Consider the following 26,110-nt stretch of genomic DNA (forward strand, 5'->3'; position numbering starts at 1 on the left):
CGAGGAGAACAAAAATGCCAAAGGATACAACGTTTGAAATTCGGGCCGGTCATGGCCAGCAGTTGGGCGCAAATTATGACGGGAAAGGGGTGAACTTCGCCCTGTTTTCCGCCCACGCGGAGCGGGTGGAGCTGTGTCTGTTTGATCCTTCGGGAAAAACAGAAATCGCTCGCCTGGAACTGCCGGAATATACCCATGAGGTCTGGCACGGCTATGTGCCGGATCTGAAACCGGGGGCGCTGTATGGTTACCGTGTGTATGGCCCTTACGATCCGGAGAACGGTCACCGCTTCAATCCCAATAAGCTGCTTATTGACCCCTATGCCCGTGAACTGGTGGGTGACATTGAGTGGAACGATGCCCACTTCGGCTATGAGCTGGGACACGACGAGCTGGATCTCAGCTTTGATACGCGAGACAGCGCGCCGTTTACGCCCAAATGTAAGGTCATTGACCCCAATGCCGTTGACTGGCAAGACTCCCGCCGACCCGATATCCCGTGGCCGCATACCGTGGTCTATGAGAGCCACGTAAAAGGCTTTACCCAGCTTAACCCGGCTATTCCGCCTGAACTGCGCGGTACGTTTGAGGGGATGGGGCATAAAGCGTCGGTGGAGTACATCAAAAACCTCGGCATTACCTCGGTCGAGCTGCTTCCGGTTCACTGGTTCCCTGACGATCAGCACCTGCTCGATCGCGGCCTGAAAAACTTCTGGGGCTATAACTCGCTCGCTTTCTTTGCGCCAGCGTCCCGCTATTACGGCCCGGCGGGGATCCAGGGTTTTCGCGACATGGTGCGTGCTTATCATGACGCGGGCATTGAGGTGATCCTCGACGTGGTCTATAACCACACGGCGGAGGGCAACGAGCTGGGGCCAACCCTGTCGTTTAAGGGGATTGATAACTTCTGCTATTACCGCACCATGCCGGATCAGCACCGGTATTACATCAACGACACCGGCACCGGGAACACCGTTAATACTTCGCACCCGCGCGTGTTGCAGATGGTCATGGACTCCCTCCGCTACTGGGCGGAATCGATGCAGATTGACGGTTTCCGCTTTGACCTCGGGACCATTCTCGGACGTGAGCCGGAGGGGTTCGATCCGCGCGGCGGCTTCTTCGATGCCGTGACCCAGGATCCGGTGCTGTCGAAGCTGAAGCTCATCGGTGAGCCGTGGGATATCGGCCCCGGCGGGTATCAGGTGGGGGGCTTCCCGCCAGGCTGGGGTGAGTGGAACGACAAATACCGCGATACGGTACGTGAATACTGGAAGGGGGATAACGTCTCTAACGATTTTGCCGCCCGTCTGTTAGGGTCCGGTGATTTGTACGATCTGCGCGGGCGTCGTCCGTGGGCCAGCGTCAATTTTATTACCGCGCATGACGGATTCACGCTGAACGACCTGGTGTCGTACAACGAGAAACATAACGCCGATAACGGGGAAGATAATAACGACGGACATAACGATAACCGGTCGTATAACTACGGCGAAGAGGGGCCGACGGAGAACCCGGATATCATCGCCACCCGCGAGCGGCAAAAGCGCAACTTCCTCACCACGCTCTTCTTCTCCCACGGTACGCCGATGCTGCTGGCAGGCGATGAGTTTGGCCGGACGCAAAAGGGCAATAATAACGGCTATTGTCAGGACAGCGAGATCTCCTGGGTAAACTGGGAAGGACTCACTGAAAACGACGAGAAGCTGCGCGACTTTACCCGTCGGTTGATTGCCCTGCGCGCGACGCAGCCGCTGCTGCGACGTGAAAACTGGCGCGACGGCCTGGAGATCCGCTGGTTTAACGCCGGTGGCGGACCGCAGCAGTCGGAACAATGGGACGAGGGTTCCACCCTTGGTCTTGCCATCAGCCGTCCCGATCTTGAGCAGGAAGAGGGCGTCTGGCACGACGTGCTGATGCTGTTTAACCCGTTTGAAGGCACGGTGCCATTCCAGATCCCGCAGTTTGGCGAAGGGGGTTGGGTGCTGGAGCTTTCGACGGCGGATGATGCCCCCATAGGGGAAATCATCACGGAATCCGTCGATTATGAACTGGCCGGGCGGAGCATGTCGCTTTTCCGCCGTCCTTAAAGCGAGGCCGCCGCGCGTGCGGCGGTATCATACAGGGAGGAGATCGCGCGGAGTAACTGCGCGGTCTCGCCAATCGACGCGCCCGGAATGCCGCTGTCCGCATGAATGTTGATCAGGCAGGCCTCCCGCACCTCCCGGTACTTCATGCACAGCGCTTTTCCCTCCTTCGTAGTGGAGAAAAAAAGCTCTTTTCCGGCTTTCTCACTGGTGACATATCCCGCCTTAACCAGCTTTTTCAGCGCATACGTCACCACGTGGGTATCTTCCACGTTCAGCACAAAGCAGATGTCGGCCAGCTTTTTCTTGCGGTTGCGGTGATTTACGTGGTGCAGAAGCGAAACGTCAAAGGCCCCCATATCCGGTTCACCCGCTGCGGTCATGCAGCGCACCATCCATTTGTTAAACGCATTGCTGGTCATGATCAGCGCATATTCCAGCTCTGATAATTCAGCACACCGCTCTGAGACGAGATGACGGGAGGAGACGATTCGCCCGTCCGCAATATCGTCGTGGTTTAACGCTGTCGTCTTTTTCTTTACTGTCATAACGATCCTTCCCCCGAAATGTAAACCCGTCGATAAAATAAGAACATTTTATTGATAAATTGTTTACATGTTTTTGACGTTCAGATATAGCTTTTTAGTGCAGGTTCTGTGGAGCCTGACGCAAAACACAACATCGCGCGCCGTAATGCACCGGCTTCGCTCTGCTGCGAAGTATAAAAAATAGCCGTCGGCGCGCCACGCTCACTTTGGATAGGGTAACGTTTATGGACAGTTCTACACTGTTGCCACTTATCGGGATTCCGGTGGTGGTTATTGGTTTTGCACTGCGTTTCAACCCGCTGCTGGTTGTCGTGGTGGCGGGGCTGGCGACGGGCCTGCTGGTTGGCATGGATTTCGGTATGCTGCTGGAAACCTTTGGCGAAAAGTTCGTGAATAGCCGATCGCTTGCCACCTTCATTCTGATCCTGCCGGTGATTGGACTGCTGGAGTATTACGGGCTGAAAGAGCGCGCCCAGGCCTGGGTCGCGAAGATCGCCAGCGCCACCTCGGCGCGTATCCTGATGCTCTACTTTGTTGCCCGCGAAGGGACGGCTGCGCTGGGCCTGATGTCCCTTGGCGGCCACGCGCAAACGGTGCGTCCTCTGCTGGCGCCGATGGCGGAAGGGGCGGCCCTGAATGAATACGGCGAACTGCCGCAGACTATCCGCGACAAAATCAAAGCCCATGCCGCCGCGTGCGACAATATCGCGGTTTTCTTTGGGGAAGATATCTTTATCGCCTTTGGCGCGGTACTGCTGATTGATGCGTTCCTGAAAGAGAACGGGATCGAGGGGATCGAACCGCTGCATATCGGCCTGTGGGCCATTCCGACCGCTATTGCGGCACTGATCATCCATATGACGCGTCTGCTGCGCCTCGATGCCAGCATTCGTCGCGACGTGATGGCCTGGAAAGCAGAGCAGGGTACGCAGGAGATCGCGCCATGATGACCCTCATCACCATTAACCGCGTGTACTACCTGATCGGCTTCGTCGTGATGCTGCTGGTTGTGATGACCCTTCGCGATCGCGCTAACCCGAAACGCTATACCACCGCGCTGTTCTGGTTTCTGTTCGGCGGTATCTTCCTGTTTAGCGATCTGATGGTGCAGGAGCTGGGTAAGTCGCTGGCGTATCGCATTATTGGCGGCGCCGTTATCGTGATTGCGCTGCTGGCCGGTTTCGGGCTGGTCGGGAAGGGGCACTATAAAATGTCCACCGAGGAGGAGCGTATTGCCTCGTCGAACCGGCTGAAAAACTGGCTGTTTTTACCGGCACTGATGATCCCCGTGGTAACGGTCATCGGGACGCTGTTTCTGAAAGGCGTGTCGATTGGCGGCGTTTATCTGCTCGACCAGAAACAGCTTACGCTGGCGGCGCTGTGCGTGGCCTGCGTGGCGGCTATCCTTACCGGCTGGTGGCTGACAAAAGGTACGCCGCTGCATGCGGTGCGTCAGTCGCGTCGGCTGGTCGATACCATTGGCTGGGCGGTGATCCTGCCGCAGATGCTCGCCATGCTCGGCGGGGTGTTTGTGGTGGCGAATACCGGCGAATCGGTACAAAAGGTGGTCAGCCTGTTTGTTAACCCGGACAGCCGCTTCATGCTGGTGGTCATTTACTGCGTGGGGATGGCGCTGTTTACCATGATCATGGGTAACGCCTTCGCAGCCTTCCCGGTGTTAAGCGCCGGTATCGCTCTGCCATTCCTGATTAACGTCCATCACGGTAACCCGGCGCCGCTGCTGGCTATCGGTATGTATGCTGGCTATTGCGGCACGCTGATGACGCCGATGGCCGCCAACTTCAACATTGTGCCCGCCGCGCTGCTGGAGCTAAAAGACAAATATCAGGTTATCAAGATCCAGATCCCGACCGCGTTAACCCTGCTGGTGGTGAACGTGTTCTTAATGTATTTCCTCGTGTTTCGCTAAGGAGCTGCAATGGAATTAACCCAACATCAGGCTGACGCCTTCGCCAGAATGCCGTTGACCTATTTACGTCAGGAATACCCGAACCACATTATGCATCTGCTCAACGATGACGGCGACGTTCTGCCGCCTCGCGAGCTGCACCCGATCTTTTACGGCTGTTTTGACTGGCACTCTGCGGTGCACGGCTACTGGCTGCTGCTGCGCTGCCTGCGTCTCTGGCCCGAACTGCCGTGCCGGGAAGAGATCATCACTCTGTTCGAAGAACACCTGACCGACGAGAAGGTGGCGAAGGAGCTGGCCTATTTTACCGCGCCGTTCCGCGCGTCGTTTGAGCGGCCTTATGGCTACGGCTGGCTGCTGGCGCTGGCGCAGGAGCTGAAACAGTCGTCACTGCCGCAGGCGGAGCGCTGGTACCAGACGCTGCAACCGTTAACGCGGGATATTCGCCAGCGGCTGGTGGATTACCTCAGCAAGCTTACCTATCCCATCCGCGTCGGAACACATTACAACACGGCGTTTGCGCTCGCGCTGGGTCTGGATTATGCCCGGGCGGTGACGGATGACGGGCTTGAACAAGCGATCCTGGACGCGGCGACGCGCTTTTATCATACGGACACGCAATATCCGGCGCATTATGAGCCGGGCGGCGACGAGTATATCTCCGGGGCGCTGACCGAGGCGTTACTGATGAGTAAGGTGGTAGAGAATTTCCCGGCTTGGTTCGATGCGTTTCTGCCTGAAGTGGGTGCCGTTTCAGCGCTGATGAACCCGGCTGAGGTAAGCGACCGCACCGACCCGAAAATCGCGCACCTGGACGGGCTTAACCTCAGCCGCGCGTGGTGTATGAAGCACATTGCCCGCGCCTTGCCGAAAAACCACCCGGCGCAGCAGGCGTTACAGGATGCCGTTGCGCGTCATCTCTCGGCAAGCGTGGAACATGTTGTCGGCAGCCACTACAGCGGCGGCCACTGGCTGGCGAGTTTTGCGCTGCTGGCGCTGGAGTAGCGCTTAGTTATATTTTCGCGCTCATCCTGTTTCCGCAGGATGAGTGATTTTACGCAACCGGCTTGCGCTGACGACGACCGATACCGCAGACGCTGCGGCGGCGACCCACAGCGCAACATGAATTGACCTTTCATCTGCGGCCAGCAGAACGGCCACAGCGGCGGCGCCCAGACACTGTCCGAACGTGCGCATTATGGATAAAACACCGGATGCATAGCTCGCATGCTCACGAATAACGTTGGAGAGCATTTCCCGGTTATTTGGACTCTGAAAGCAGCCAAACCCCACTCCGCACACCAGACTCCGCAGGCAGATATCCCACACTGAAGGGCGGTCGGGTAATGTCGCCAGCAGGATCAAACCCACGACAAAAATCACCAGCCCCAGGGTGGATATCGCCGGGGCTGAAATCGTGTCCGCCCACCGGCCTGCATGCGGCGCAATCACCACGATCCCTAACGGCCACGGCGTAAACAGCAGGGCAGACACCACCGGACTGTAGCCGTATTCGCTCTGAAACAGGAAAGGCAGTGCAATAAAGGTGATCCCCTGGCTGACAAAAGCAATCATCGACGTGAAGGCCGCGAGGGTAAAACGTTCATTTTTAAACATCGTCGGTGGCAGTAAGGGGTTATCCGCGCGGCGGATCTGCCAGATAAACGCCATGCCGCTCAGCGCAGCGAGCACCGTCCAGCAAAGGCTACCGAGGTGATAAGTCGCGTTCTGGAGGCTGTTCGCCGCCATGATCGTCGAACCCAGCAGCAGCGCCGACAATACCGCGCCCGGAGTGTCGAAGGGCGCTTGCTTTCGAACAGCCTCCCGCGGCAGCGCTTTAAACGCCAGCACTAAGGCGAGGGTGCCGGGCACAACGTTTATCGCAAACAGCCATTGCCAGCTCAGGGTGTGAAGGATCGTCCCGCCCAATACCGGGCCGATAGCGGAGCTGGAGGCGATGAGTAGGGCGTGCAACCCCAGAATGCGGCCAAGCAATCGCCCGGGAAATACAGACCGCAGGATTGCGGGGGCAATACTCAGCGTCGCCGCGCCGCCGATCCCCTGAAGCACGCGCATACCGATAAGCACTTCGGATGTATTCGCCAGCGCGCAACCCAGCGATGTCAGGGTAAAGGTCGTCAGACCTGCCAGAAATACGGGGCGATAACCCAGGCGGGCCGCAAGCGCCGCGAATATCGCCAGCGTCATCGCAGCCGCCAGCAGATACCCGTTGGCGAACCAGACGGCAAGACTGGCAGGTACCTGCATCTCCTGAGCCATGGAGGGCAGGGCAATGTTGATCATGGTGCCATCAAACACGCCCATTAAGGTGGTGGTCATTATTGCGGCCATCACCCGTGCGCGCGCCGGGCCGGGCAGTCCTTCGTCGCCGGGTTGACTGGAAAAGAGCGTCATCAGGTTGTCCTCTGAGAAGCGTGTATGGATGACAAAACTATAAAGATGGCTTTTACAGGGCGGAAGGCGCACCATTTGCACTTTATCGTTGCACTAAACGCCTTATCTGAATGTGCAGGAATGAGCGCTATGACCGATCCTGATTTTAATTTACTGATTGCACTCGACATATTGCTGAGCGAAGCGAGTGTCGCAGGTGCGGCACGTCGTCTGAATCTCAGCACCTCGGCCATGAGCCGGACATTAAGCAGGTTACGCGACGTTACAGGCGACCCGATCCTGGTGCGCGCCGGACGTAACATGGTACTGACCCCGTGGGCCGAAGCGACCCGGGATCGCGCCCGGCGTGCAGTGCACGAGGCGAGGGCGGTATTGCAGCCCTCAACCGAAACGTTCAGCGCGCGAAGTCTGGCGCGTCTTTTTACTATCAGGGCAAACGATGGTTTTGTGGTGGCGTTTGGGCCTGCGCTTATAGCGGCTGTGGCCGACGCCGCGCCGGACGTTTGTATACGCTTTGCGCCTAAGCCGGAAAAAACGTCGCGCTATCTTCGGGAAGGGCTGGTTGATCTGGAGATTGGCGTCCAGAGCAATATGGGGCCTGAAATACGGCTGCAACGGTTGTTTGAGGATCGGTTTGTGGGCGTCGTGCGTAAGGGACACCCGCTGGCTAAGCAGGCAAAAATAAGCGTGAAGGATTATGTCGCCTGGGGCCATGTGGTAGCGTCACCCGAGGGCGCGTTGCACGGTTCCGTTGACGATGCGCTGGCCGAACTGGGGACAAAACGTAAAATCGCCAGCGTCGTACCGGGATTTCCGACGGCACTGTCCGTGGCGCTGGAATCAGATCTTATCGCCATGATACCCGCGCTCTATTTACTCAATCAGCAGGTAACGGACCAGATACACGTTTTCGAGCTGCCGTTCAAAAGCCGTCGTATTACGGTATCGCAGATGTGGCACCCAAGAATGGAACGCGACCCTGGTCACCGCTGGCTGAGAGAGCGAATTCTTGCGATATGCGGTGTGGCGAGGTCAGACATGATAAAGGGCGCTGTATAGCGATTGCTATACACACCACTTATGCTATGCTTGTAAAGCAATTGCTATACAAGAGGTATACCCATGAAATCAGATGTTCAACTCAATCTCAGAGCCAAAGAATCCCAGCGGGCGCTTATCGATGCCGCCGCAGAGATCCTCCATAAATCACGTACAGACTTCATTCTGGAGATGGCCTGTCAGGCAGCCGAGAATGTGATCCTCGATCGACGTGTATTCAATTTTAACGATGAACAGTATGCCGAGTTCATTGACATGCTCGATGCCCCGGTCGCGAACGATCCTGCCATAGAAAAACTGCTGGCAAGGAAACCGCAGTGGGACGTGTAACAGCACCAGAGCCGTTATCCAGCGCCCATCAACTGGCAGAGTTCGTCAGTGGAGAGGCCGTGCTTGACGAATGGCTAAAACAAAGAGGTCTAAAAAACCAGGCGCTCGGCGCAGCCCGAACGTTTGTCGTTTGTAAAACGGGCACGAAGCAGGTCGCGGGATTTTACTCTCTGGCTACCGGCAGCGTTAACCATACGCAAGCGACAGGGAATCTGCGGCGTAACATGCCGGATCCCATTCCCGTGATTATTCTTGCCCGTCTGGCTGTCGATGTCTCGTTACGCGGAAACGGGTTGGGAGCCGATTTACTCCACGATGCGGTTTTACGCTGTTATCGGGTAGCTGAGAATATCGGGGTGCGGGCGATTATGGTTCATGCACTCACTGAGGAAGCCAAAGCGTTTTATATCCACCATGGTTTTAAAGCATCGCAGACTCAGGAACGGACACTGTTTCTCAGGCTTCCTCAGTAGAGGCACAGGGAAGGGGTGGGATGCGATGGGCTTATCTGACGAGGGATAGGCTTCATAATATTTTATTTAACATAATATACATTATGCGCACTAAGATTAATTAAGAATAAATCCAGCCGTTTCGGGCCCAACCTTGTTCTACTCATTCAGCGCATTATGCCCATCGATTCTATGCCATCAACGTTCATAACTGTCGTTACAGTCTTGCGTGTTCTCTACGGCAGTCACCTGCACATTCTGAAAGCGCAACCCATCCACACCTGAAATTTTCCCGAACTCTGACGCGTCAATAAAAATACCCTCCAGCGTTAACCCAATCACAGGACGCTCCGGATACCCCTCAATGAAAAATGCCCGCGAGAAATATTTGTTGTCTGAGCGATGCGCCGTCATATTTTTAATCGTCAGTCCGCTGACCGCAGTAAGACCGGCTTCGCCCTCGACGCCATCAGCCAGCTTGCGCCAGTGTTCTGGTTTATCAGATAAATTGCTCTGGTCGCCATAGCTGTACTGCGGAAACCAGTTCAGCTGGATCAGCACCGGAAAACGCACGTCCATAAGCCGTAAATTTTGGACGGTGATATCACGGATAAACCCGCCCCGGTTGCGGGCCGACTTAATGCGAAACCCGACGCCCGTACCGTTAAACGCATTATCTTCTATCAGGACGCGTTCAATGCCGCCTGAGGTTTCGCTCCCCAGCGTGATCCCGGACCCCTTATTCAGCGTACAACCGCGAATCACGATATCCCGTGCGGTACGTGCTTTTTGCGCCGCTTCGCGTCCTCGTCCTGATTTGATGCAGATATTGTCGTCATTACAGGAAACAATGCAGCGTTCAACCCGCACCTGTTCACAGGAATCGATATCAATCCCGTCGGTGCTCGGCCCCGCAGAATTGCTGATTTGCACGCCCTCAACCGCAATATGGCGCGAATAACAGAGGTGCATGTTCCAGAATCCGGACTCCCGACTGGTAAAATCACGCAGCAGAATGCTCTGGCTTTCAAAGACCAGGATATTGCGCGGGCGCTGACAGTCGTAATCAACCACCCAGCGCAATCCTCTGGCGCTGTAATCGCCGACCATGCCGCTGCGCTCGTCATCGCCCCAGAAGCGTTGCCACCAGATGACACCCTGCCCGTCTATCGTGCCTGTACCGGTAATGCTGACGTTTTCACAATCGATGATATTAATAATGCCTGCCGGCCAGCGCATATCAATGCCGGCCACCCGGGTGTTTATCAGGGGATAATCAGCCAGATCCTGGCTTCCAACGAGCTGTGCGCCAGCGTTCAGGTGAAGCGAAACACCGCTTTTCAGAAACAGTGCGCCGGTCAGAAAACGGCCTTGCGGAATAACAATGACATCGTTCTGTTGAGCACTATTTATGGCCAGCTGAATGGCAGACGTTGACAGGCGTTGCGCGGTTGGGTCCGCGCCGCACGTCAGAATGGAGACCGCTTTCATGGCTTGTCCTTAAACAGATGAAAGCCTTAGTCTAGAAATCCGCGTGAAGGATAACCTTTGTCTGTTTGACAGCCACGCGGTCAGGCTGGCAAAAAAGCAGATATTTACTGGCTTGCGATCACCGCAACGCCCTTTTCTTTCAGAGCGCTCACCCAGCGTTCATCCGTTGTGTTTTCAACAACCAGCGTATTCACCAGCGACAGGTCGCCAATCACAAACGCCGAGGCCGTGTTGATCTTTTCCGGTGAGGCCAATACCACCGTTTCCGCCGCTCTGCCGGAAAATGCACGTTTGATGCACGCTTCTTCGTAATCTCCGGTGGTCAGCCCGGCCTCAGGATGAACGCCGGTGACCCCCATGAAGAACAGATCCGCATGAATATTATTGATGCCTTCAATAGCGGCCGCGCCGACCGTGACGATGGAGTGTTTATACAAACGACCACCAATCAGGATCACCTCTATGCATGGATGGTCGACCAGCCCCAAAGCGATACCCGGGCTGTGCGTCACCACGGTTATCCGTAAATCGGGTGGTAAGAACGTAATAAGTTCGGAGGTGGTCGTCCCGCCATCGATGATCACCACCTGCCCCGGTGAAATGAGCTGCGCGCCTCTCCGTGCCACGCGTTTTTTTGCATCCATTTTAACGGACTGACGCTCGGCAAAAGGCGCAATCGCTGACGATGCTGGCAGTGCGCCGCCGTGAACACGCTGTAAACGCCCTTCTGCCGCCAGTTCACGTAAATCCCGGCGGATAGTGTCCTCAGACACCGAGAAAAAGAGGCTGAGCGCAGTAGACTGGACCTGACCTTCCGCCTCCAGTTTTTCCAGAATCAACTGTTTACGCTGGCTTGTGAGCATGAATTATTCCTGTTGTTGCACGATATGCCTTGTATTTGCACGATAGTGCTGTTTATGATGCTTACTCTACGAGAGGAGAGCCAAACGTGCAATCAAAACGTGCAGATATACGCATCATCAACAGCGAAACGTTGTCCGACAACTGGTATAACCTGAAAAAATACACTTTTGACCTCCAGCGCAGCGATGGCGACTGGCAGCGACAAGAGCGTGAAGTGTATGACCGGGGGAATGGCGCGACGATACTGCTCTATAATCGCGACAGCAAAACCGTCATTCTGACGCGTCAGTTCCGTTTCCCGGTGTTTATAAATGGTCACGAAGAGGATCTCATTGAGGCGGCCGCCGGGTTGCTCGATAACCTTGACCCGGAAAGCCGGATTAAGGCCGAAGCGGAAGAAGAAACCGGGTATAAGGTGACGCGCATAGAGAAAATTTTTGAGGCCTATATGAGCCCGGGCTCGGTTACCGAGAAACTCTACTTCTATCTGGCGGAATATCACCCGCAGGATCGGACCAGCGCGGGCGGCGGCGTTAAAGCAGAGGGAGAAGATATCGACGTACTGGAAATGACGCTGGACGACGCGCTTCGGGGCATTGAAAATGGGCAGATTGTCGACGGAAAAACCATCATGCTGCTCTATCACCTGGCCCTCAAAGGCATTTTATAATCTCACCATTAGCCAGATACCTGCCCCGGCGCAGGTATTTGCCTGTGCTATTCTTGCTGAACACCTCAACATGGAGATGCGAAAATGGCCGACTGGGATCCCTCTCTTTATCTACAGTACAGCGCAGAACGCACACGTCCCGCCGCAGAGCTACTCGCCCGGGTGCCGCTTGCTGACATAACCTCTGCCGTGGATTTGGGCTGCGGGCCAGGCAACAGCACCGCGCTGCTGAAACAGCGCTGGCCTTCAGCGCAGATCGCCGGCGTGGATAACTCCCCGGCCATGCTGGAGCAAGCCCGGCAGGCCCTGCCAGACTGCCACTTTGTTGAGGCGGATATCCGTCACTACAAGCCTGACCAGCCTCTCAGCCTGATCTACGCTAACGCTTCATTGCAATGGATCCCGGACCATTACCACCTTCTGCCACACCTGGTTTCACTGCTCCAGTTAAACGGCGTGCTGGCGGTGCAAATGCCTGACAACTGGCTTGAGCCGACGCACGCCCTGATGCGTGAAGTTGCCTGGGAACAGGGCTACCCCGATCGTGGCCGCGAGCCATTGCCAGGTATCCATGCCTACTACGATATTCTGACGGAAGCGGGATGCGACGTGGATATCTGGCGCACCACCTACTTCCATCAGATGAGCTCTCATCAGGCGATTATCGATTGGGTCAGCGCGACGGGGTTACGGCCGTGGTTACAGGATCTCAGCGAGAGCGAGCAGAAAAACTATCTGAAACGCTATCTTGAGCTGCTGGAAGAGCAGTATCCACTCCAGGAGAACGGGCAGATACTGCTGGCATTTCCGCGCCTGTTTATGGTGGCTCAGCGGGTTCCGTAAGCCGGATCAGGAACGCGCTTCCTTGAGCAACTGCTGAATCACGGCCTCCTGCTTGTCGTAGTTCCCCTCGCCAAACGCGGTGTAACGCAGTTGCCCTTTCGCATCGAAATAGTAATGTGCTGGCCAGTACTGATTTCCGAACACGCTCCAGATTTTGTAATTATTATCCGTCACTACGCGGTACGGCAACTGCCATTTGTTGACCGCGTTTTTCACCGATGATAACGGCTTTTCCCAGGGGTATTCCGGGGTGTGGACGCCAATCACTACCAGACCTTCAGACTGATATTTCTTCGCCCAGTCACGCACGTGCGGAAGCGTGTGCTGGCAGTTAATACAGTCCCAGGTACAGAAATCGATAAGCACAACTTTCCCCCGCAAGGACTCAGACGTGACAGGGTCACCGTTTACCCAACCCGTACCGCCTCTTAATGACGGTAGCTGGCTGCTCGGCATCGCGTCAGCGACCGGTTGCAGTTTCATCTGCGTGGAGGTGGGTTGCGCAAGGCTCAACAGGGCGTTTTCCAGCTGGTCGGCAACACCGTTGGCGCCTTTCAGAGCTGAGGTCATCCCGCTGGCGTTGAACGCAACGGCGGCTAACATCATCACTCCCGCTCCCTGACGCAAACGCGCCATCAATGCGGATTTGGCTCTCAGAGGGGTTATCAGCTTACGGCCCCCCGCGACAAGCAGCCCCAGCATCAACGCGCACCCACTGCCGTAAGCGGCTAACAGCGCTCCGGTTGCGATAGCCGAGTGGCCCGCAATATTAATGCTGAAGATCGCCCCGAGAATCGGTCCGGCACAGGGGGACCACAGCAGCCCGACGGCCAACCCTGCCAGAAAAGCCGAAACCAGGCCGCGTCGCTGCATGCTGTGGGTGTTGAGAACGTTTCCCGCGCTGACCGCCGGACGAGCAATGCGCTGAGCGAACTGCGGGAAGATCAGAGCCAGGGCGGCAATGCTCAGTACCAGCAGCGCAATCCAGCGACCGATAACGGTGGCGTCAGCGATCCACTCGCTGGCTACCGTTACTACCATCGCCACCAACGTGAACATCACAGTCATTCCCGCCAGAAGCGCCAGAATGTGCTTGCGCTGCCCCTGAAAGCCAGCAAACAGCAGAGGAATGACGGGAAGCGTGCACGGACTGAGCAGGCTAATCATGCCGCCTAAAAAAGCGATTATCAGAAACATAACGACCTCACGATACGGTTGCTGCGAAGGTGCAGTGAGGTCATTTCACCGTACGAATGTGTTCAGGCCGTGTGCGAAAAGCTGAATTTTGTCTGCCTGCGTATCGGCGCGGCGTGCAGATACACGGGCGTACAATTAACCGCGCGGAAGGGTTACGCTTACGGCCAGCCCGCCCTCCGCCCGGTTTGTAAGCTGCAATTTCCCGTCAAGCTGGGCGGTGAGCTGCGCGGCAATGGCGAGGCCTAACCCGGTGCCGCCCGTTTCCCGGTTGCGCGACGTTTCAACCCGGTAGAACGGCTGTAACACCGCCTCCAGTTCTGCCTCCGGGATGCCAGGGCCGTTATCCATAATGCGGATCGCGACCTGCCTTTCATCTTCATCAATCTCTATTACCGCGCTATCGCCAAACTTCAGCGCATTATCCAGCAGGTTGGTCATTACCCTGCGCAATGCCTGGGGACGAGTGACGATCGGCAGACGCGCATTGCGTGCATGAAACTGCACGTTTTTACCAATGTCCTGATAATCACTGGCGATGCTGTTAACCCACGCGTTCAGCTCCAGCTTCAGCGTGGTCTCTTCCAGGGATTCTGATGACCGGGCATAGGCAATCCCCTCCCGTACCAGGCGTGACATATTATCCAGGTCGCTCAGCAGCTTATCGCGGAGTTCGGGCTGATCCGCCATTTCGATCCGCAGCTTCATGCGCGTGATGGGCGTCTGGAGATCGTGAGAAATGGACGCCAGAATCTGCGCGCGTTCACGCAGATAGGTCTGTATCCGCGACTGCATCTCATTAAAAGCGTGCGCTGCCTGGCGCACCTCTACCGGACCTTGTTCAGTCATCGGAGAATGGGCCGCAGGATCGAGGGAATCAACCGCGCGCGTGAATTGCAGGAAGGGCCGGACAACCTGGCGCACGGCAACCCAGGAGCAGAGCGCGACAAGTAACAGCTGAAGAACCAGCACCACGGGCAACCAGCTGGCGACAGGCGGCATGCGCGGGATCAAATCGATGGTGAGCGGTGCGCCGTCGCGGAGCGTCAGATGGGCCTGAATATGGGAAATCGGCCCTGGCACCGCCGTAAACTGAAGCGGATATTGGGCGGAAAGCGTCTCTTTCAGGGTGCGAATCGCATCCCGTGAGCGCTTGTCCGTTGGCGCGGCGCCTGCCTCGCCGGGGCCAAGGATATAGCGATAATTACCGCGACTGAGCCGTTCCAGCCACTCTGGCCGCTCTTTGGCCGGAAGCCGGTCGAGAATAGCCACGCTGGTCGCCACGTCGTTCTCAAGATTGCCCAGCATAACCGTACGCGCGCTGCGCATTCGCTCAACCATGACCAGCGTCAGGCTGAGCGCGTTAGCCAGCAAGAGTCCAAGCAGCACAATGATCAGCAGCCGGGCCAGTAAGGTGCGGGGCCACAGCGTCATTGATTGGCCTCGACGATGGTCACCGGCATGGTAAAAACGTAGCCTTCGCTGCGAACGGTTTTAATGTAGGCGGGCGTGCGGGCATCTTCATTCAGGCGCTGTCGCACGCGGCTCACCAGGAGATCAATCGAACGTTCAAACAGCTCGGCATCCCGTCCCTGCGTCAGGTTCAGCAGCTGGTCGCGGGTCAGCACCCGTTGAGGATGATCGAGGAATACGCGCAAAAGGCGATATTCCGCCCCGCTGAGCGCCACAACCATCCCCTCGTTATCAATCAGATGACGCGCCACGGTATCCAGCTGCCATTCCCCGAACACCACCAGGCGCCCTGCCTCGGTCACCTGAAGATTAGGCGGCATAGTACGAAAACGACGCAGGATAGCTTTGATACGCGCCAGCAGTTCGCGGGCCACAAACGGTTTCACCACGTAATCGTCGGCGCCCATCTCCAGCCCCAGGATCCGGTCCGTATCCTCGTTGCGCGCGGTGAGCATCAGGATCGGCAGATCTTTATGCCTGCTGCTGCGCAGCTGCCGACACAGCGTCAGGCCATCATCGCCGGGCATCATCACGTCCAGCACCACCAGGTCGATATGCTGTTTGTCGAGCACTGCGCGCATCTCTTTCCCGTTCGCCGCGCCAGAGGCGTGATAGCCGGATTTCACGAGGTAATCGACAATCAGTTCACGAATATCCCTGTCGTCATCGACGACAAGGATGTGATCAATATGCTCCACCGCAGGCTCCTGATTAAGAGGTAACGGATTGAAAATAGCACATATCAGAGCTTATCCGCGTCGACAACGGCGTTAACAAAGTCCTGCGGATCTTCCTGCGGCGGGTTGTGGCCAACCGTTGCGCCGAAAGTACGGTGCTCATATTTTCCGGTGAATTTCCCCGCATAGGCGGCGGGTGCAGGATGTGGTGCTCCGTTGTTACCGCCCTCGATGGTGATGGTCGGCACCGTAATGTTCGGCAGCGTAGCCAGCTTTTGTTCGTAGGCGTCATATTTCTGCTCACCCTTCTCCAGTCCCAGACGCCAGCGGTAATTACTGAGCGTGACGGCAACGTGGTCCGGATTATCGAGGGACCTGGCGCTGGCATTGAAGGTGGCATCGCTGAATTTCCAGTCAGGCGAAGCCTGGGACCAGATCAACCGGGCAAAATCGTGCGTATTTTTAGCATAGCCTTCCGCACCGCGCGGCGTGGCGAAATAGAACTGATACCACCACTGAACCTCTGCCTTCGGCGGTAAAGGCTGTTTGCCAATCGCCTGGCTGCTGATCAGGTAGCCACTCACCGAGACCAGCGATTTCACCCGTTCCGGCCAGAGCGCCGCAACGATATCCGCCGTACGCGCCCCCCAGTCATAACCGGCAAACACCGCCTGTTTGATATTCAGGGCGTCCATCAGGTTGACGATGTCTTTTGCCATTGCCGAAGGCTGGCCGTTTCGCGGCGTTTTATCAGAAATAAAGCGCGTGGTGCCGTACCCGCGCAAGGACGGCACAATGACACGATACCCCTTCGCAGCCAGCGCGGGGGCCACGTCTGCATAACTGTGAATGTCGTACGGCCAGCCATGCAGCAGGATCACCGGTTGCCCCTCTTTTGGCCCGATATCGACGTAACCGACGTTCAAATCGCCAGCGTTAATCTGTTTAACCTGGTTAAAGGCCGACGCGTAATCCTTACCTGTCGCTTCTGCCTGACAGGACATCACGGTGCCAAGTGAAACGGTCATGGCGACGGCTGAGTATGCGAGTTTATTAAACATGATGATATCTCCGGGTAAGTACAGTTGACGGAGATATAACACCATGCGTTTGTATAGGAGATGTGTGCGGATGCGGTTTTATTGCATACCTGTGTATGTATCACAGACGCAGATACAGTGTGATACAAACCCAGGTATGAAACGACTAAAGCGAGATTCGGTACCGGACGTAATCGTCGGCTTCACCATAGTAGTCATACAGCTTACGCGCCGGATTGTTCATGCGGGTTACCCAGTAGAGTTTTGACCACCCTTCTCGCTTGCCCTCATCGATCAGAGCGTCGATAAGCGCTTTACCCGCCCCTGCGCCACGTTCGGCTGCGTCGACAAATAGATCTTCCAGATAGCAAACGGGCGCGGTTGACCAGGTCCCTTCATGCAGGACACACATGGCGAAGCCGATGACGTTGCCGTCTTTCTCCACGACCCGGCAAAACAGGGGTGATGAATCTGCGAGCGCCCTGTCCCAGGTGGCCGCGGTAACGGACTCGTCAAGGTAGCACTCATAAAAATGGGTATAGCCATCCCACAGTGGTCGCCATTGTGGGTAATCTTCTGCGCGTAAAGGACGTACGGTTAGCGTCATCTGTTCCTGACCTTACAAATCAATTGCCATTTCAATACAGCGTAAATGCGCGTCGGCCATACGCGAGTAATGCGTATTTTCACCCAGCATGGCAAAACCCACTTTCTGATAAAAAGTACTGGCGTTGGGGGTGGCAGAGAGCACTAATCGCGGAATACCACGCGATCGGGCTTCGTTTTTAAGCGTTTCGATAATCCGGGTTGCCATGCCTTTACCGTTGGACGCTGGCATTGTAAACATGGCTTCTATGCTGTGTGTTTCAAGATCCAGATAACCTGTGGCTGCAATGTCACCCGCATCGTCTTCTACAACGTAAAACGGATTTTCGCGCACCATGAGTCGGTAATGTTCAGGCATCTTTTCTGGCGTCCAGCGCGCAATCACTTCTGCGTCGTAACAGATTTTGCAGCCATGGCGAATCGCTTCGTTACGGACGTGCCAGAGTATTTCGGCTTCTTCGGGCCTGGCTTTTCTCAGCATCATATAACCCCTTTTATGGATAAACCTGAATAACAAAAGCACGACCAAATGGAATGTGATATTGATGAAAATACCAGAACCTAAACAAAAGCATAACGCTTAATTATGGAGATCAGCGGATGACCATACCCACACTTACCACCGAGCGCCTGATATTACGCCCCCTGATTGCAGAAGATGCCGTCCAGATCCAGCAACGCTATCCGCGCTGGGAGATTGTCCGCTATATGGTGGCTTCAGTCCCCTGGCCCTACCCGGAAAACGGTGCAGAAAATTATGTTAACAACGTTGCACTGCCCGATATGGCCAAAGGGATTGCGTGGTTCTGGACGATTCGCCGTCGCGAAGCGCCTGACGAACTGATGGGGTTGATTTGCCTGTATGACGTGGAGGACAACAACCGGGGCTTCTGGCTCGCACCGGAATTTCGGGGCCAGGGATATATGCGCGAGGCGAGTATTGCGGCCACGGATTACTGGTTCAATACGCTTAACAAACCGGTGTTGCGCGCGCCGAAAGCGGCGGCCAACAGCCGCTCCCGACGTATTTCAGACAGCAGCGGCATGCGGCTCATCAGGACGGAGAAGAAAGCCTATGTCAGCGGCCTGCTGGATTCGGAGCTGTGGGAAATCACCCGCGATGAGTGGAATGCCCGTCAGGTCAACTGATAATGCTTATCCGGCATCAGTTTTTCAGGGATATTCTCTTCATCGTTCATCTGCAACAGATCGCGCTCCATCATGTTGCAGATGGCGTCCAGCGGCAGATCGTTATCTTCCGTCCCAAAAGGATCTTCCAGCTCTTCCGCCAACGTGTCCAGCGAGATAAAGGTGTAGGAAATCAGCGCAGAGACAAAGGGCGTCATGTAATGCAGATCAACTACCAGCGCAAACGGCAGCATGATGCAGAACAGATACACCGTCCGGTGCAGGATCAGCGTATAGGCAAACGGGACTGGCGTATTGGCGATACGCTCACAGCCAGCCAGCACGATGGACATATCATTCAGGCGGTTGTTGAGGCTGTGAAACAGAATGTCTGAAAGGTGCCCGCTACGCCGCCGTACGGCCAGCCATTCCCCCATAATCAGCAGGATACGGTTCGCCGGCGAGTTGGCGTCCATCACTTTGCGTAAATCGTCAGGAGCCAGATAGCGGGACAGCTGATCGGCATTGGTTTCTCTGCGCAGGGTCATACGCAGACAGTTAGCAAACGCGATTTGCAGGCGGACAAACTCTCCGAGATGTTTATCATCCGGCAAGGTGTTTTTTACCTCGCGAAACAGCGAGCGCGCCGCTATCATCAACTGCCCCCAAAGCAGACGCGCCTCAACGTAGCGCGAATAACAGGCGTTATTGCGAAATCCCAGGAAGATGGCGATAGCCACGCCCAGAATGCTGAACGGTGCGACGGTAAACCGGATACCCAGCGAGGTGTACCACGGCAGCATGACAATCACGGCGATGGAAAGCAGGAAGTTAAGCAGCAGTCGGGTATAAATTTTGGGGAGTACCGAACCATGCCAGACAAAAATCAGTTGCAGCCAGTGCTGTTGAGGACGAACAATCATAATCAGCTTCAGAAAAGTAAAGAGCGCGGCTATTAAACGTGATCCCCCTCACGGTTGCAAGCATGTTAATAGTTCATTGCATTTTCTGACCTGTTAAGCCTCAATCGCACGGTGCTGCATGTGCTTTTTAAAAAAAGAACGCATAGTATGTTGTAACTAAAGGGGGTCTGTAAAAAACCCGGCAAACGCCGGGCGTAATGATTAGCAGAGCGGTTTCACCGCATCGCGCATGCCTTTGATTAAAATCGCATCCAGATCCTGCGCAACCTGGTCTACCAGTCCGTTCACCAGAGTGAGATCCTGTTCCCAGTGCTCGCTCACGCTTAACACCGACGATACCAGTTCACGGGTAGTGACCTGTTTGTCGTGATGTTGCATCCACAGCTGCTGGTAACGTTCAAGCCAGTGCGCATCGTCCTGCACCGGATAGCGCTCACCGTTGCGCTCGGCACGGTAAAATGCAATCAGCGCCGCCAGAGCAAAGGTCAGACGTGCTGGCAATTTGCCGGTCGCCTTCTGCCCTGCCAGCAGTTGCGGCAGAATACGGGTACGGTACTTGGTCATCCCGTTCAGTGCAATCGACAGCAACTGATGCTTAATGTACGGATTACGGAAACGCCCCGTTACGGCACTGGCGAAGGAGTGCAACTCGTCGCGCGGCAGATCCAGGACCGGAATAATCTCCTCATAAATAGCCTTCTCTACGAACGCGCAAATTTCCGCGTCGTTCATGGCTTCCCCTACCGTATCCAGGCCGGCCTGAAAAGCGACCGGAACCAGCGCCGTGTGCGCGCCGTTGAGGATCGCCACCTTACGCTCTTTATACGGCTTGATATCGTCAACAATCAGGACGTTGAGCGGGTATTTATTCAGGCGCAGCTCAGCTGCAAGTGATTTCGGGCCCTGAATAACAAACAGATAGAAATGTTCCGCCGTGTCGAGGAAGCTGTCGTGATAGCCCAGACCTGCTTCCAGCTCTGCCACCTCATCACGCGGATAGCCGGTAACAATGCGGTCAACCAGCGTCGAACAGAAGGTGTTAGCATCATTTAGCCACGCAATGAATGCCGCCGGCAGCGCCCACTCCTGTGCATAGCGCAGCACCAGTTCACGCAGGGCATCGCCGTTGTAGTCGATGAGTTCGCAAGGAATGATAATCCAGCCTTTATCCGCTGCCCCGTTAAAGTGGGTAAAACGCTCGAACAGCAGACGCGTCAGTTTGGCCGGATAGCTGACCGCTGGCGCATCGTCAAACTTATCGCCCGCATGATAGCTGATCCCCGCCTCCGTGGTATTGGAGAAAACAAACCGCATGTCCGGGTTATGGGCGAGCTTCAGAAATTCATCGTACTGGCTGTAGACGCTGATTTCACGATTCACGGAACGAATAAGACGCGCATCGCTTACTGCTTCCCCCTGCTCATTCAGACCACGAATAATCGTGGTATACAGACCCTCCTGGGTGCTCAGCGACGGCGGAAAATCGCTCTGGATCGGCCGCACAATCACCACACCTGAATTGAGATCGGTATGCTCGTTTAAGAGGTCGATTTGCCAGTCAACGAACGCGCGCAGGAAGTTACCTTCGCCAAACTGGATGATACGTTCAGGATAGCGCGCACCGGGGAAATCACGACGGTTGAGTGTGTTCACAATGGAGGTCCTTTATGATTAGTCATACAGCCTGATAAGATTGGTGTGATAACTTATCAAAACTTCAGGACCATAACCCCTGTCTGGATCAACTCAGGACGCGATGGTGAAAAATAATCACAGAAATTTATAGAACACCGAGGTCGCCGTCATGTCCCCGTTCGGCATCAGGGCGTAGCGTGGGATCTCCCCCGCCTTTTGCCAGCCTGCTCTCTGGTAAAACGTCTCCGCGCCGCTGCCGGTTGAGGTATCAAGCACCAGTACCGTAAGCGCTTTTTCACGTGCAACCGCCTCCAGGGCTTCCATCAGCGCCATTGCCGCCCCTTTGCGGCGCGCTTTCTCATGAACCAGCAGTTTCGCAACATCTGCGCGGTGCGGCTGGTTTTCAGGCTGATCGGTGATCAGCTGGACCGTGCCAACCAGCCCCTGGTCCGCATCAAAACAGCCCAGGACGGTACGCTCCTCGCGCCCGACGCTCTCTGCGACGCCGAGCCAGAAGGTTTGGGCTTTCCCGGCAGAAAAAGGCTGCATAAAGCTGACGGAGGCGCCGCCGTTGACACAGTTGACGAGAATATCGTTCAGGGCATCGATGTGGGTGAGGATGTCCTGCCGGGAGAGAGGTTTAATCAGCATGGGAGAGTTCATTTCGCGTCCTTAGGTTGAATCTCTCCACTTTGCTATTAACATTTTTGTAACGCAATAAGCGATGACATAGGATTTCGTTATGTCATTTTTCGCCGTGGTGTTGCCGCTTCATGGCGTACATTTGCGTATCCGCGTGTTTTAGCCATGCCTGCATATCGTTGCGGTGATGATCAAACTCGCTCAGCCCCCAGGAGAACTGTAACGACCAGGGATGCAGCTGACGCGCGTTATACTTTTCCGTTTGTTCGACGAGATACTGCATGGCGATCCAGGCGCCAGGCTCATCGGTATCCGCAAACAGCACCGCGAACTCATCTCCCCCGAAACGTACCAGCAGATCGGCCTCGCGGAACGAGGAACGCATCAGGGCGGCCATCGCTTTCAGGGCCTTATCACCCTCCTGATGCCCGAAGCGATCGTTAATGGTTTTGAAATGGTCCAGATCCAGCCAGCCAAGGGTTAACGGTTCTGCCCGACGCTGCGAAACCGACAGTGCAAACTGCGCAAACTGGTTAAACCCGCGACGGTTAAACAGCCCCGTGAGTTCATCGGTCGTGGCCGCGCTAACGACCGCAAATTCATCCTCTGCCAGCGCGCTGAGATCGGCCAGTACGGCGGCATCCGCCGCGGTAAACTCACGCGGTGCGTAATCAATGAGACACAACGATCCCACGCACGCCCCGTCACGTAAACGCAGCGGGAAACCGGCGTAAAAGCGCACGCCTGGATCTCCCGCCACCTGCGGATTATCCGCAAAGCGTTCGTCCAGCAGCGTGTCACTCACCACCAACGGCGCGTCACCCAGGATCGTATGACCACAAAACGAGAGATCGCGAGGCTGGCTGGCGAGTGCCCGGCCGTCGGCAGACTTCACGATCGCGGCGTGGTCATCCACCAGCGTAATCATCGCCAGCGGCACCCTGAAAAAGCGTGTTGCCAGCCGCGTAAGACGATCAAACGCGGGGTAATTGTCGATCTCAAGCAGACCGGACTCGCGCAGCGCATTCATGCGCTCCGCTTCATTAACGGGAATTTGAGGTGCTTTCATAACGTCTCCTGACGCTGAGCATTAGTAAAAGCGTAGCTTAAACAGAGACATTGTCAGTTCAGGAGGCACGATTTACCTCTATGACCAGCCAATGATGAATTACGTTGACGATATACTGTTGTTGCTGCGCACTCAGCGGCACGCCCTGCGGGATAGCATGCCACTTAGCCAGACAGCCCCGACAGCAGGTAGCCGTGGCATGCTGGGCGATAAAAACCGGATGGCCGCGCATCGGCGTCTGCTTACCGTCATTCACCGGGTGTGCAGGCGCCAGCCGCGCGGCGATAAAATCGGCGGCATGCTTATCGATAGTCTCCGCGCCCTTATCCCAGCAGTATTGCCGCTCTTTCGTCCCTAAATGAAAACGCGAACGAAACGTGGAGCGAGCCAGGCGCGCGAACAGAGGATCTAACGTGGACATCAGTATACGGACCGTCCAAGGCGTTTGGTCAGCTGCTCCAGCGCCGCCACGCCCGCCAGTGAATTTCCGGTCTCGTCCAGTTCCGGGCTCCAGACGGCAATCGCCATCTCGTGAGGGACAATCGCCACGACCCCACCGCCAACGCCGGATTTAGCCGGCAACCCCACGCGCCAGGCAAACTCCCCGGCGTTCTGATACATGCCGCTGGTTGCCATTAAGGCGTTGATCTGCCGGGCCTGCATCGGGGAGACAACGTCCTCGCCCAGATGCGGGGCATGGCCCTGATGCGCCAGAAACAGAAAAGTCTGCGCCAGTTCGACGCAGTTCATCTTCAGCGCGCAGTAATGAAAATAGTTTTGCAGCACCGTGGCAACGTCATTATGAAAGTTGCCGAAGGACTTCATCAGCCAGGCGATGGCGGCGTTACGTGCCGAGTGTTCAAACTCAGAGCGCGCTACCACCGGATCGTAGGCGATGTCCTGCACGCCGGAAAGCTGCCGCACAATCTGGAGCATCCGCTGACGCGGCGCGCTCAGTCTGCTTTGCAGCATATCGCACACCACCAGCGCCCCGGCGTTAATAAATGGGTTACGCGGCTTACCCTGTTCGATTTCAAGCTGGAGAAGGGAGTTGAACGGCTGACCGGACGGATCTTTGCCCACCCGCTGCCAGATCTCCTGCTCGTCATACTGGCGCATGGCGGCAACGAGGCTAAGCACTTTTGAAATCGACTGAATCGAAAAGCGCTCCAGCGCGTCTCCCGCCTGAAAACGCTGCCCGTCAATAGTACAAATGGCGATGCCGAGCTTATTACCGCTGATCGAGGCCAGCGCGGGAATGTAATCGGCAACCTTACCCTGCCCCAGTAACGGACGAACCTGCGCCAGAATCTCGTCCAGCATCTCATTATGGATGACCGCAGCCACACTTTGCTCCTTGCCCTCAGGCTAAAACGGGCTGCGAGTATAACAGAGGCTGATACGTCACGTCAGGCAGGGAGACGAAAACGCGAGACGGCCTGCAACAAAAGATCGGACTGCTGATGCAGGCGCTCAGAGGCACTCGACGCTTCGCTGACCAGCACGTCCGTCTGACGTGATACCTGGTTAAGCGCCTGAAGCTGACGGGTCATCTGATGAATGCTGTCCCCCTGATTCAGGGTGGCCAGCGAAATATCATTCAGCAGGCTGCTCAGATTCGCCACCAGCCCGGTGACCTGTTGCAAATTCTCTTCCAGACGGGTTACCACTTGGGAACCTTCTTCAATGCCCTGTAGCGAGTGGTTAATCAGCGCCTGGATGGTTTGCGTAGAGTGACTGCTTTTTCTGGCCAGCAGCCCCACTTCCCGGGCAACCACCGCAAATCCGCGCCCCTGCTCTCCTGCATGGGCGGCTTCAATGGCAGCATTGAGGGCCAGAATGTTGGTCTGAAACGCCACACTGTCGATCATCGCGACGATCCCGCGCATCTCTGAGGATCGGTCGACGATCGTCTGCATCGAGCCATTCACCGCTGACATCATCTTCTCCCCGCCAGCGGCAGCCTGTCGGGCTTCATCCGCGCGCGAGCGGGCGAGTTTTGCATACCCCGTGTTCCCCTCAACGTGGGTTTCGAGATCGGCGATGTGCGCGGTCACCTCCTCCAGCTCTTTGGCCTGTCGCGTAGACTGCTGATAGAGCTTCTGATTCCCCTGCGCAAGCGATCCAATATTTTCAACCATGGAGGTAGTGGCCTCGCTGACCTGGGTCACCAACTGCTGTAGCCCGCGCTGCATGGCGGTAATACTGCCGCTGAGCTGGCTGATTTCACGGTTAAAGCGCACAACGTCAGGCGGCGTGCCTGACAAATCCCCTGCCGCAAGTTGGTTAATATGGATAATCAGACGGCGTAGCGGGGATATCACCCACTTCGCCATTCCGAACCAGACGGCTATGGCAATGGTCAGCAGGACCAGCGGCGCAAACAGGAACAGCCGTTGCAGGCCTGAGAGTTGTTCCATGAGCCACTGACGCCCCTGTATCGCCTGCTTTTCACTCCGTTGCTGATAGCGTGCGAAGTTGTCATTAAAATCGGTCTGAAACGCCTGGGCGGGTACGGCGAAAAAGAGGTCAATGCTGTTGGTTTTCACCAGCCCCTCCGCCTGCTCCCGGATGGCGTCGAAAAACAGCTGATAGCTGTTAACCAGCCCGTCGTCTTTCGGCGGGTTAAGCGTAAGCCAGGCCTGCCATGCCTGCTGTGACGCCGCCAGGGATTTTTGCGCCTCGTCCATCAGGCTATGCCAGCTCCCTTCCGAGCCGGTCTCTTTATCCTGCATAAAGTACACGCCGGCGCGGTTGAGCAGATCGCTGGCCGCCAGCAGGGAAATACGGGCCTGATCCAGCCTGCTCTGCTGCTGCCAGGCCAGCTGATTGCGCTGTTCGTTACGCTGGGCTTGATTCAGAGAGGCGGTGAGCAGGAAGGAGGAAGAGAGTTGCAGGGCGGAGAAAAGGCCAATAATACAAAAGATGCAGGTCAGCAGGCCAAACTGACGAGGAATAAAGCGCGGCGCAAGACGGCGAAAAATTTGCGTTAGGTTCATAATTTTCTTCTGTAACAATACGTTAGGCGCGAGCG

27 protein-coding genes are annotated in these 26,110 nt (G+C 56.0%); 10 read left to right on the forward strand and 17 right to left on the reverse strand.

What is annotated here, in order from left to right; translation table 11 throughout:
* Positions 1 to 14 precede the first annotated feature (14 nt).
* Positions 15 to 2,090: a glycogen debranching protein GlgX gene (gene glgX, locus RHN82_RS21345; protein WP_047050957.1), complete on the forward strand. Its 2,076-nt coding sequence runs from the start codon at positions 15 to 17 to the stop codon at positions 2,088 to 2,090.
* Here the strand turns inward: glgX and RHN82_RS21350 are convergent.
* A complete protein-coding gene (locus RHN82_RS21350; RefSeq protein WP_047050956.1) occupies positions 2,087 to 2,635 on the reverse strand; it encodes a winged helix DNA-binding protein in 549 nt (182 codons plus the stop codon). The two genes, glgX and RHN82_RS21350, sit on opposite strands and share 4 nt — an antisense overlap.
* A 224-nt stretch (positions 2,636 to 2,859) precedes the next feature.
* Between RHN82_RS21350 and RHN82_RS21355 the strand changes: the two genes are divergently transcribed.
* From RHN82_RS21355 to RHN82_RS21365, 3 genes are read left to right on the forward strand one after another with little or no spacing between them, the layout of a single operon-like run.
* Positions 2,860 to 3,582, forward strand: coding sequence for a DUF969 domain-containing protein (locus tag RHN82_RS21355; protein ID WP_003857121.1), 723 nt, complete (start codon positions 2,860 to 2,862; stop codon positions 3,580 to 3,582).
* Positions 3,579 to 4,565: a DUF979 domain-containing protein gene (locus tag RHN82_RS21360; RefSeq protein ID WP_047050955.1), complete on the forward strand. Its 987-nt coding sequence runs from the start codon at positions 3,579 to 3,581 to the stop codon at positions 4,563 to 4,565. Before RHN82_RS21355 ends, RHN82_RS21360 begins: the two co-directional genes overlap by 4 nt.
* A 9-nt stretch (positions 4,566 to 4,574) precedes the next feature.
* Entirely contained in the window at positions 4,575 to 5,570 is a 996-nt protein-coding gene (locus RHN82_RS21365; protein WP_047050954.1) for a DUF2891 domain-containing protein, read from the forward strand.
* A 21-nt stretch (positions 5,571 to 5,591) separates the two neighbouring features.
* Here RHN82_RS21365 and RHN82_RS21370 read toward each other — a convergent pair whose 3' ends face one another.
* Positions 5,592 to 6,980: an MFS transporter gene (locus RHN82_RS21370; protein WP_047050952.1), complete on the reverse strand. Its 1,389-nt coding sequence runs from the start codon at positions 6,978 to 6,980 to the stop codon at positions 5,592 to 5,594.
* Between the two features lie 129 nt (positions 6,981 to 7,109).
* Here RHN82_RS21370 and RHN82_RS21375 point away from each other — a divergent pair, with 129 nt between their 5' ends.
* The 3 genes from RHN82_RS21375 to RHN82_RS21385 all read left to right on the forward strand — a co-directional run bounded on the left by RHN82_RS21375 (position 7,110) and on the right by RHN82_RS21385 (position 8,842).
* On the forward strand, positions 7,110 to 8,039 hold the full coding sequence (locus RHN82_RS21375; RefSeq protein ID WP_047050986.1) for a LysR family transcriptional regulator: 930 nt from the start codon (positions 7,110 to 7,112) through the stop codon (positions 8,037 to 8,039).
* Between the two features lie 63 nt (positions 8,040 to 8,102).
* Positions 8,103 to 8,369: a DUF1778 domain-containing protein gene (locus tag RHN82_RS21380; protein ID WP_047050951.1), complete on the forward strand. Its 267-nt coding sequence runs from the start codon at positions 8,103 to 8,105 to the stop codon at positions 8,367 to 8,369.
* On the forward strand, positions 8,357 to 8,842 hold the full coding sequence (locus tag RHN82_RS21385; protein WP_045329830.1) for a GNAT family N-acetyltransferase: 486 nt from the start codon (positions 8,357 to 8,359) through the stop codon (positions 8,840 to 8,842). The genes RHN82_RS21380 and RHN82_RS21385 overlap by 13 nt, the downstream gene beginning before the upstream one ends.
* A 177-nt stretch (positions 8,843 to 9,019) precedes the next feature.
* Here RHN82_RS21385 and RHN82_RS21390 read toward each other — a convergent pair whose 3' ends face one another.
* On the reverse strand, positions 9,020 to 10,312 hold the full coding sequence (locus RHN82_RS21390; protein WP_047050950.1) for a glycoside hydrolase family 28 protein: 1,293 nt from the start codon (positions 10,310 to 10,312) through the stop codon (positions 9,020 to 9,022).
* Between the two features lie 104 nt (positions 10,313 to 10,416).
* Positions 10,417 to 11,175 (reverse strand): DeoR/GlpR family DNA-binding transcription regulator, encoded by a 759-nt coding sequence (locus RHN82_RS21395; protein WP_015570520.1) that lies wholly within the window; start codon positions 11,173 to 11,175, stop codon positions 10,417 to 10,419.
* 86 nt (positions 11,176 to 11,261) lie between these two features.
* On the opposite strand from RHN82_RS21395, the gene RHN82_RS21400 reads away from it, so the two are divergent.
* On the forward strand, positions 11,262 to 11,846 hold the full coding sequence (locus tag RHN82_RS21400) for an NUDIX domain-containing protein (RefSeq protein WP_047050949.1): 585 nt from the start codon (positions 11,262 to 11,264) through the stop codon (positions 11,844 to 11,846).
* Between the two features lie 84 nt (positions 11,847 to 11,930).
* Positions 11,931 to 12,689, forward strand: coding sequence for a trans-aconitate 2-methyltransferase (gene tam, locus RHN82_RS21405; RefSeq protein WP_047050948.1), 759 nt, complete (start codon positions 11,931 to 11,933; stop codon positions 12,687 to 12,689).
* 6 nt (positions 12,690 to 12,695) lie between these two features.
* On the opposite strand, the gene RHN82_RS21410 is transcribed toward tam, so the two are convergent.
* From RHN82_RS21410 to RHN82_RS21435, 6 genes are all read right to left on the reverse strand, one after another.
* On the reverse strand, positions 12,696 to 13,886 hold the full coding sequence (locus tag RHN82_RS21410) for a cytochrome c biogenesis protein/redoxin (RefSeq protein WP_047050947.1): 1,191 nt from the start codon (positions 13,884 to 13,886) through the stop codon (positions 12,696 to 12,698).
* 135 nt (positions 13,887 to 14,021) lie between these two features.
* Positions 14,022 to 15,317, reverse strand: coding sequence for an ATP-binding protein (locus tag RHN82_RS21415; protein ID WP_047050945.1), 1,296 nt, complete (start codon positions 15,315 to 15,317; stop codon positions 14,022 to 14,024).
* Positions 15,314 to 16,054, reverse strand: coding sequence for a response regulator (locus RHN82_RS21420; RefSeq protein WP_047050944.1), 741 nt, complete (start codon positions 16,052 to 16,054; stop codon positions 15,314 to 15,316). The genes RHN82_RS21415 and RHN82_RS21420 overlap by 4 nt, the downstream gene beginning before the upstream one ends.
* Before the next feature lie 44 nt (positions 16,055 to 16,098).
* Entirely contained in the window at positions 16,099 to 17,094 is a 996-nt protein-coding gene (locus RHN82_RS21425; protein WP_047050942.1) for an alpha/beta fold hydrolase, read from the reverse strand.
* Between the two features lie 145 nt (positions 17,095 to 17,239).
* Positions 17,240 to 17,680, reverse strand: coding sequence for a GNAT family N-acetyltransferase (locus tag RHN82_RS21430; RefSeq protein ID WP_047050941.1), 441 nt, complete (start codon positions 17,678 to 17,680; stop codon positions 17,240 to 17,242).
* Between the two features lie 12 nt (positions 17,681 to 17,692).
* A complete protein-coding gene (locus RHN82_RS21435; protein ID WP_047050939.1) occupies positions 17,693 to 18,163 on the reverse strand; it encodes a GNAT family N-acetyltransferase in 471 nt (156 codons plus the stop codon).
* A gap of 116 nt (positions 18,164 to 18,279) precedes the next feature.
* Between RHN82_RS21435 and RHN82_RS21440 the strand changes: the two genes are divergently transcribed.
* Complete coding sequence (locus tag RHN82_RS21440; protein WP_047050937.1) at positions 18,280 to 18,828, forward strand: GNAT family N-acetyltransferase; 549 nt, start codon at positions 18,280 to 18,282, stop codon at positions 18,826 to 18,828.
* Here the strand turns inward: RHN82_RS21440 and RHN82_RS21445 are convergent.
* From RHN82_RS21445 to RHN82_RS21475, 7 genes are all read right to left on the reverse strand, one after another.
* Positions 18,816 to 19,730, reverse strand: coding sequence for a bestrophin family protein (locus RHN82_RS21445; RefSeq protein ID WP_047050936.1), 915 nt, complete (start codon positions 19,728 to 19,730; stop codon positions 18,816 to 18,818). The two genes, RHN82_RS21440 and RHN82_RS21445, sit on opposite strands and share 13 nt — an antisense overlap.
* 201 nt (positions 19,731 to 19,931) lie before the next feature.
* Positions 19,932 to 21,383, reverse strand: a complete 1,452-nt coding sequence (locus RHN82_RS21450) for a tagaturonate reductase (RefSeq protein WP_047050934.1) — start codon at positions 21,381 to 21,383, stop codon at positions 19,932 to 19,934.
* Positions 21,384 to 21,500: 117 nt separating this feature from the next.
* Positions 21,501 to 22,028: a GNAT family N-acetyltransferase gene (locus RHN82_RS21455; protein ID WP_047050933.1), complete on the reverse strand. Its 528-nt coding sequence runs from the start codon at positions 22,026 to 22,028 to the stop codon at positions 21,501 to 21,503.
* A gap of 82 nt (positions 22,029 to 22,110) precedes the next feature.
* Positions 22,111 to 23,076: a sensor domain-containing diguanylate cyclase gene (locus RHN82_RS21460; protein WP_047050932.1), complete on the reverse strand. Its 966-nt coding sequence runs from the start codon at positions 23,074 to 23,076 to the stop codon at positions 22,111 to 22,113.
* A 58-nt stretch (positions 23,077 to 23,134) separates the two neighbouring features.
* Positions 23,135 to 23,497, reverse strand: a complete 363-nt coding sequence (locus RHN82_RS21465; protein WP_047050931.1) for a DUF4186 domain-containing protein — start codon at positions 23,495 to 23,497, stop codon at positions 23,135 to 23,137.
* Complete coding sequence (gene glsB, locus RHN82_RS21470; RefSeq protein WP_047050929.1) at positions 23,497 to 24,423, reverse strand: glutaminase B; 927 nt, start codon at positions 24,421 to 24,423, stop codon at positions 23,497 to 23,499. The genes RHN82_RS21465 and glsB overlap by 1 nt, the downstream gene beginning before the upstream one ends.
* A gap of 62 nt (positions 24,424 to 24,485) precedes the next feature.
* Positions 24,486 to 26,075, reverse strand: coding sequence for a methyl-accepting chemotaxis protein (locus RHN82_RS21475; RefSeq protein WP_063160430.1), 1,590 nt, complete (start codon positions 26,073 to 26,075; stop codon positions 24,486 to 24,488).
* Positions 26,076 to 26,110 lie beyond the last annotated feature (35 nt).

The sequence above is a fragment of the Enterobacter cloacae complex sp. EB5 genome (genome assembly GCF_031432835.1).
In the GTDB taxonomy this organism is placed as follows: Bacteria; Pseudomonadota; Gammaproteobacteria; order Enterobacterales; family Enterobacteriaceae; genus Enterobacter; species Enterobacter hormaechei_C.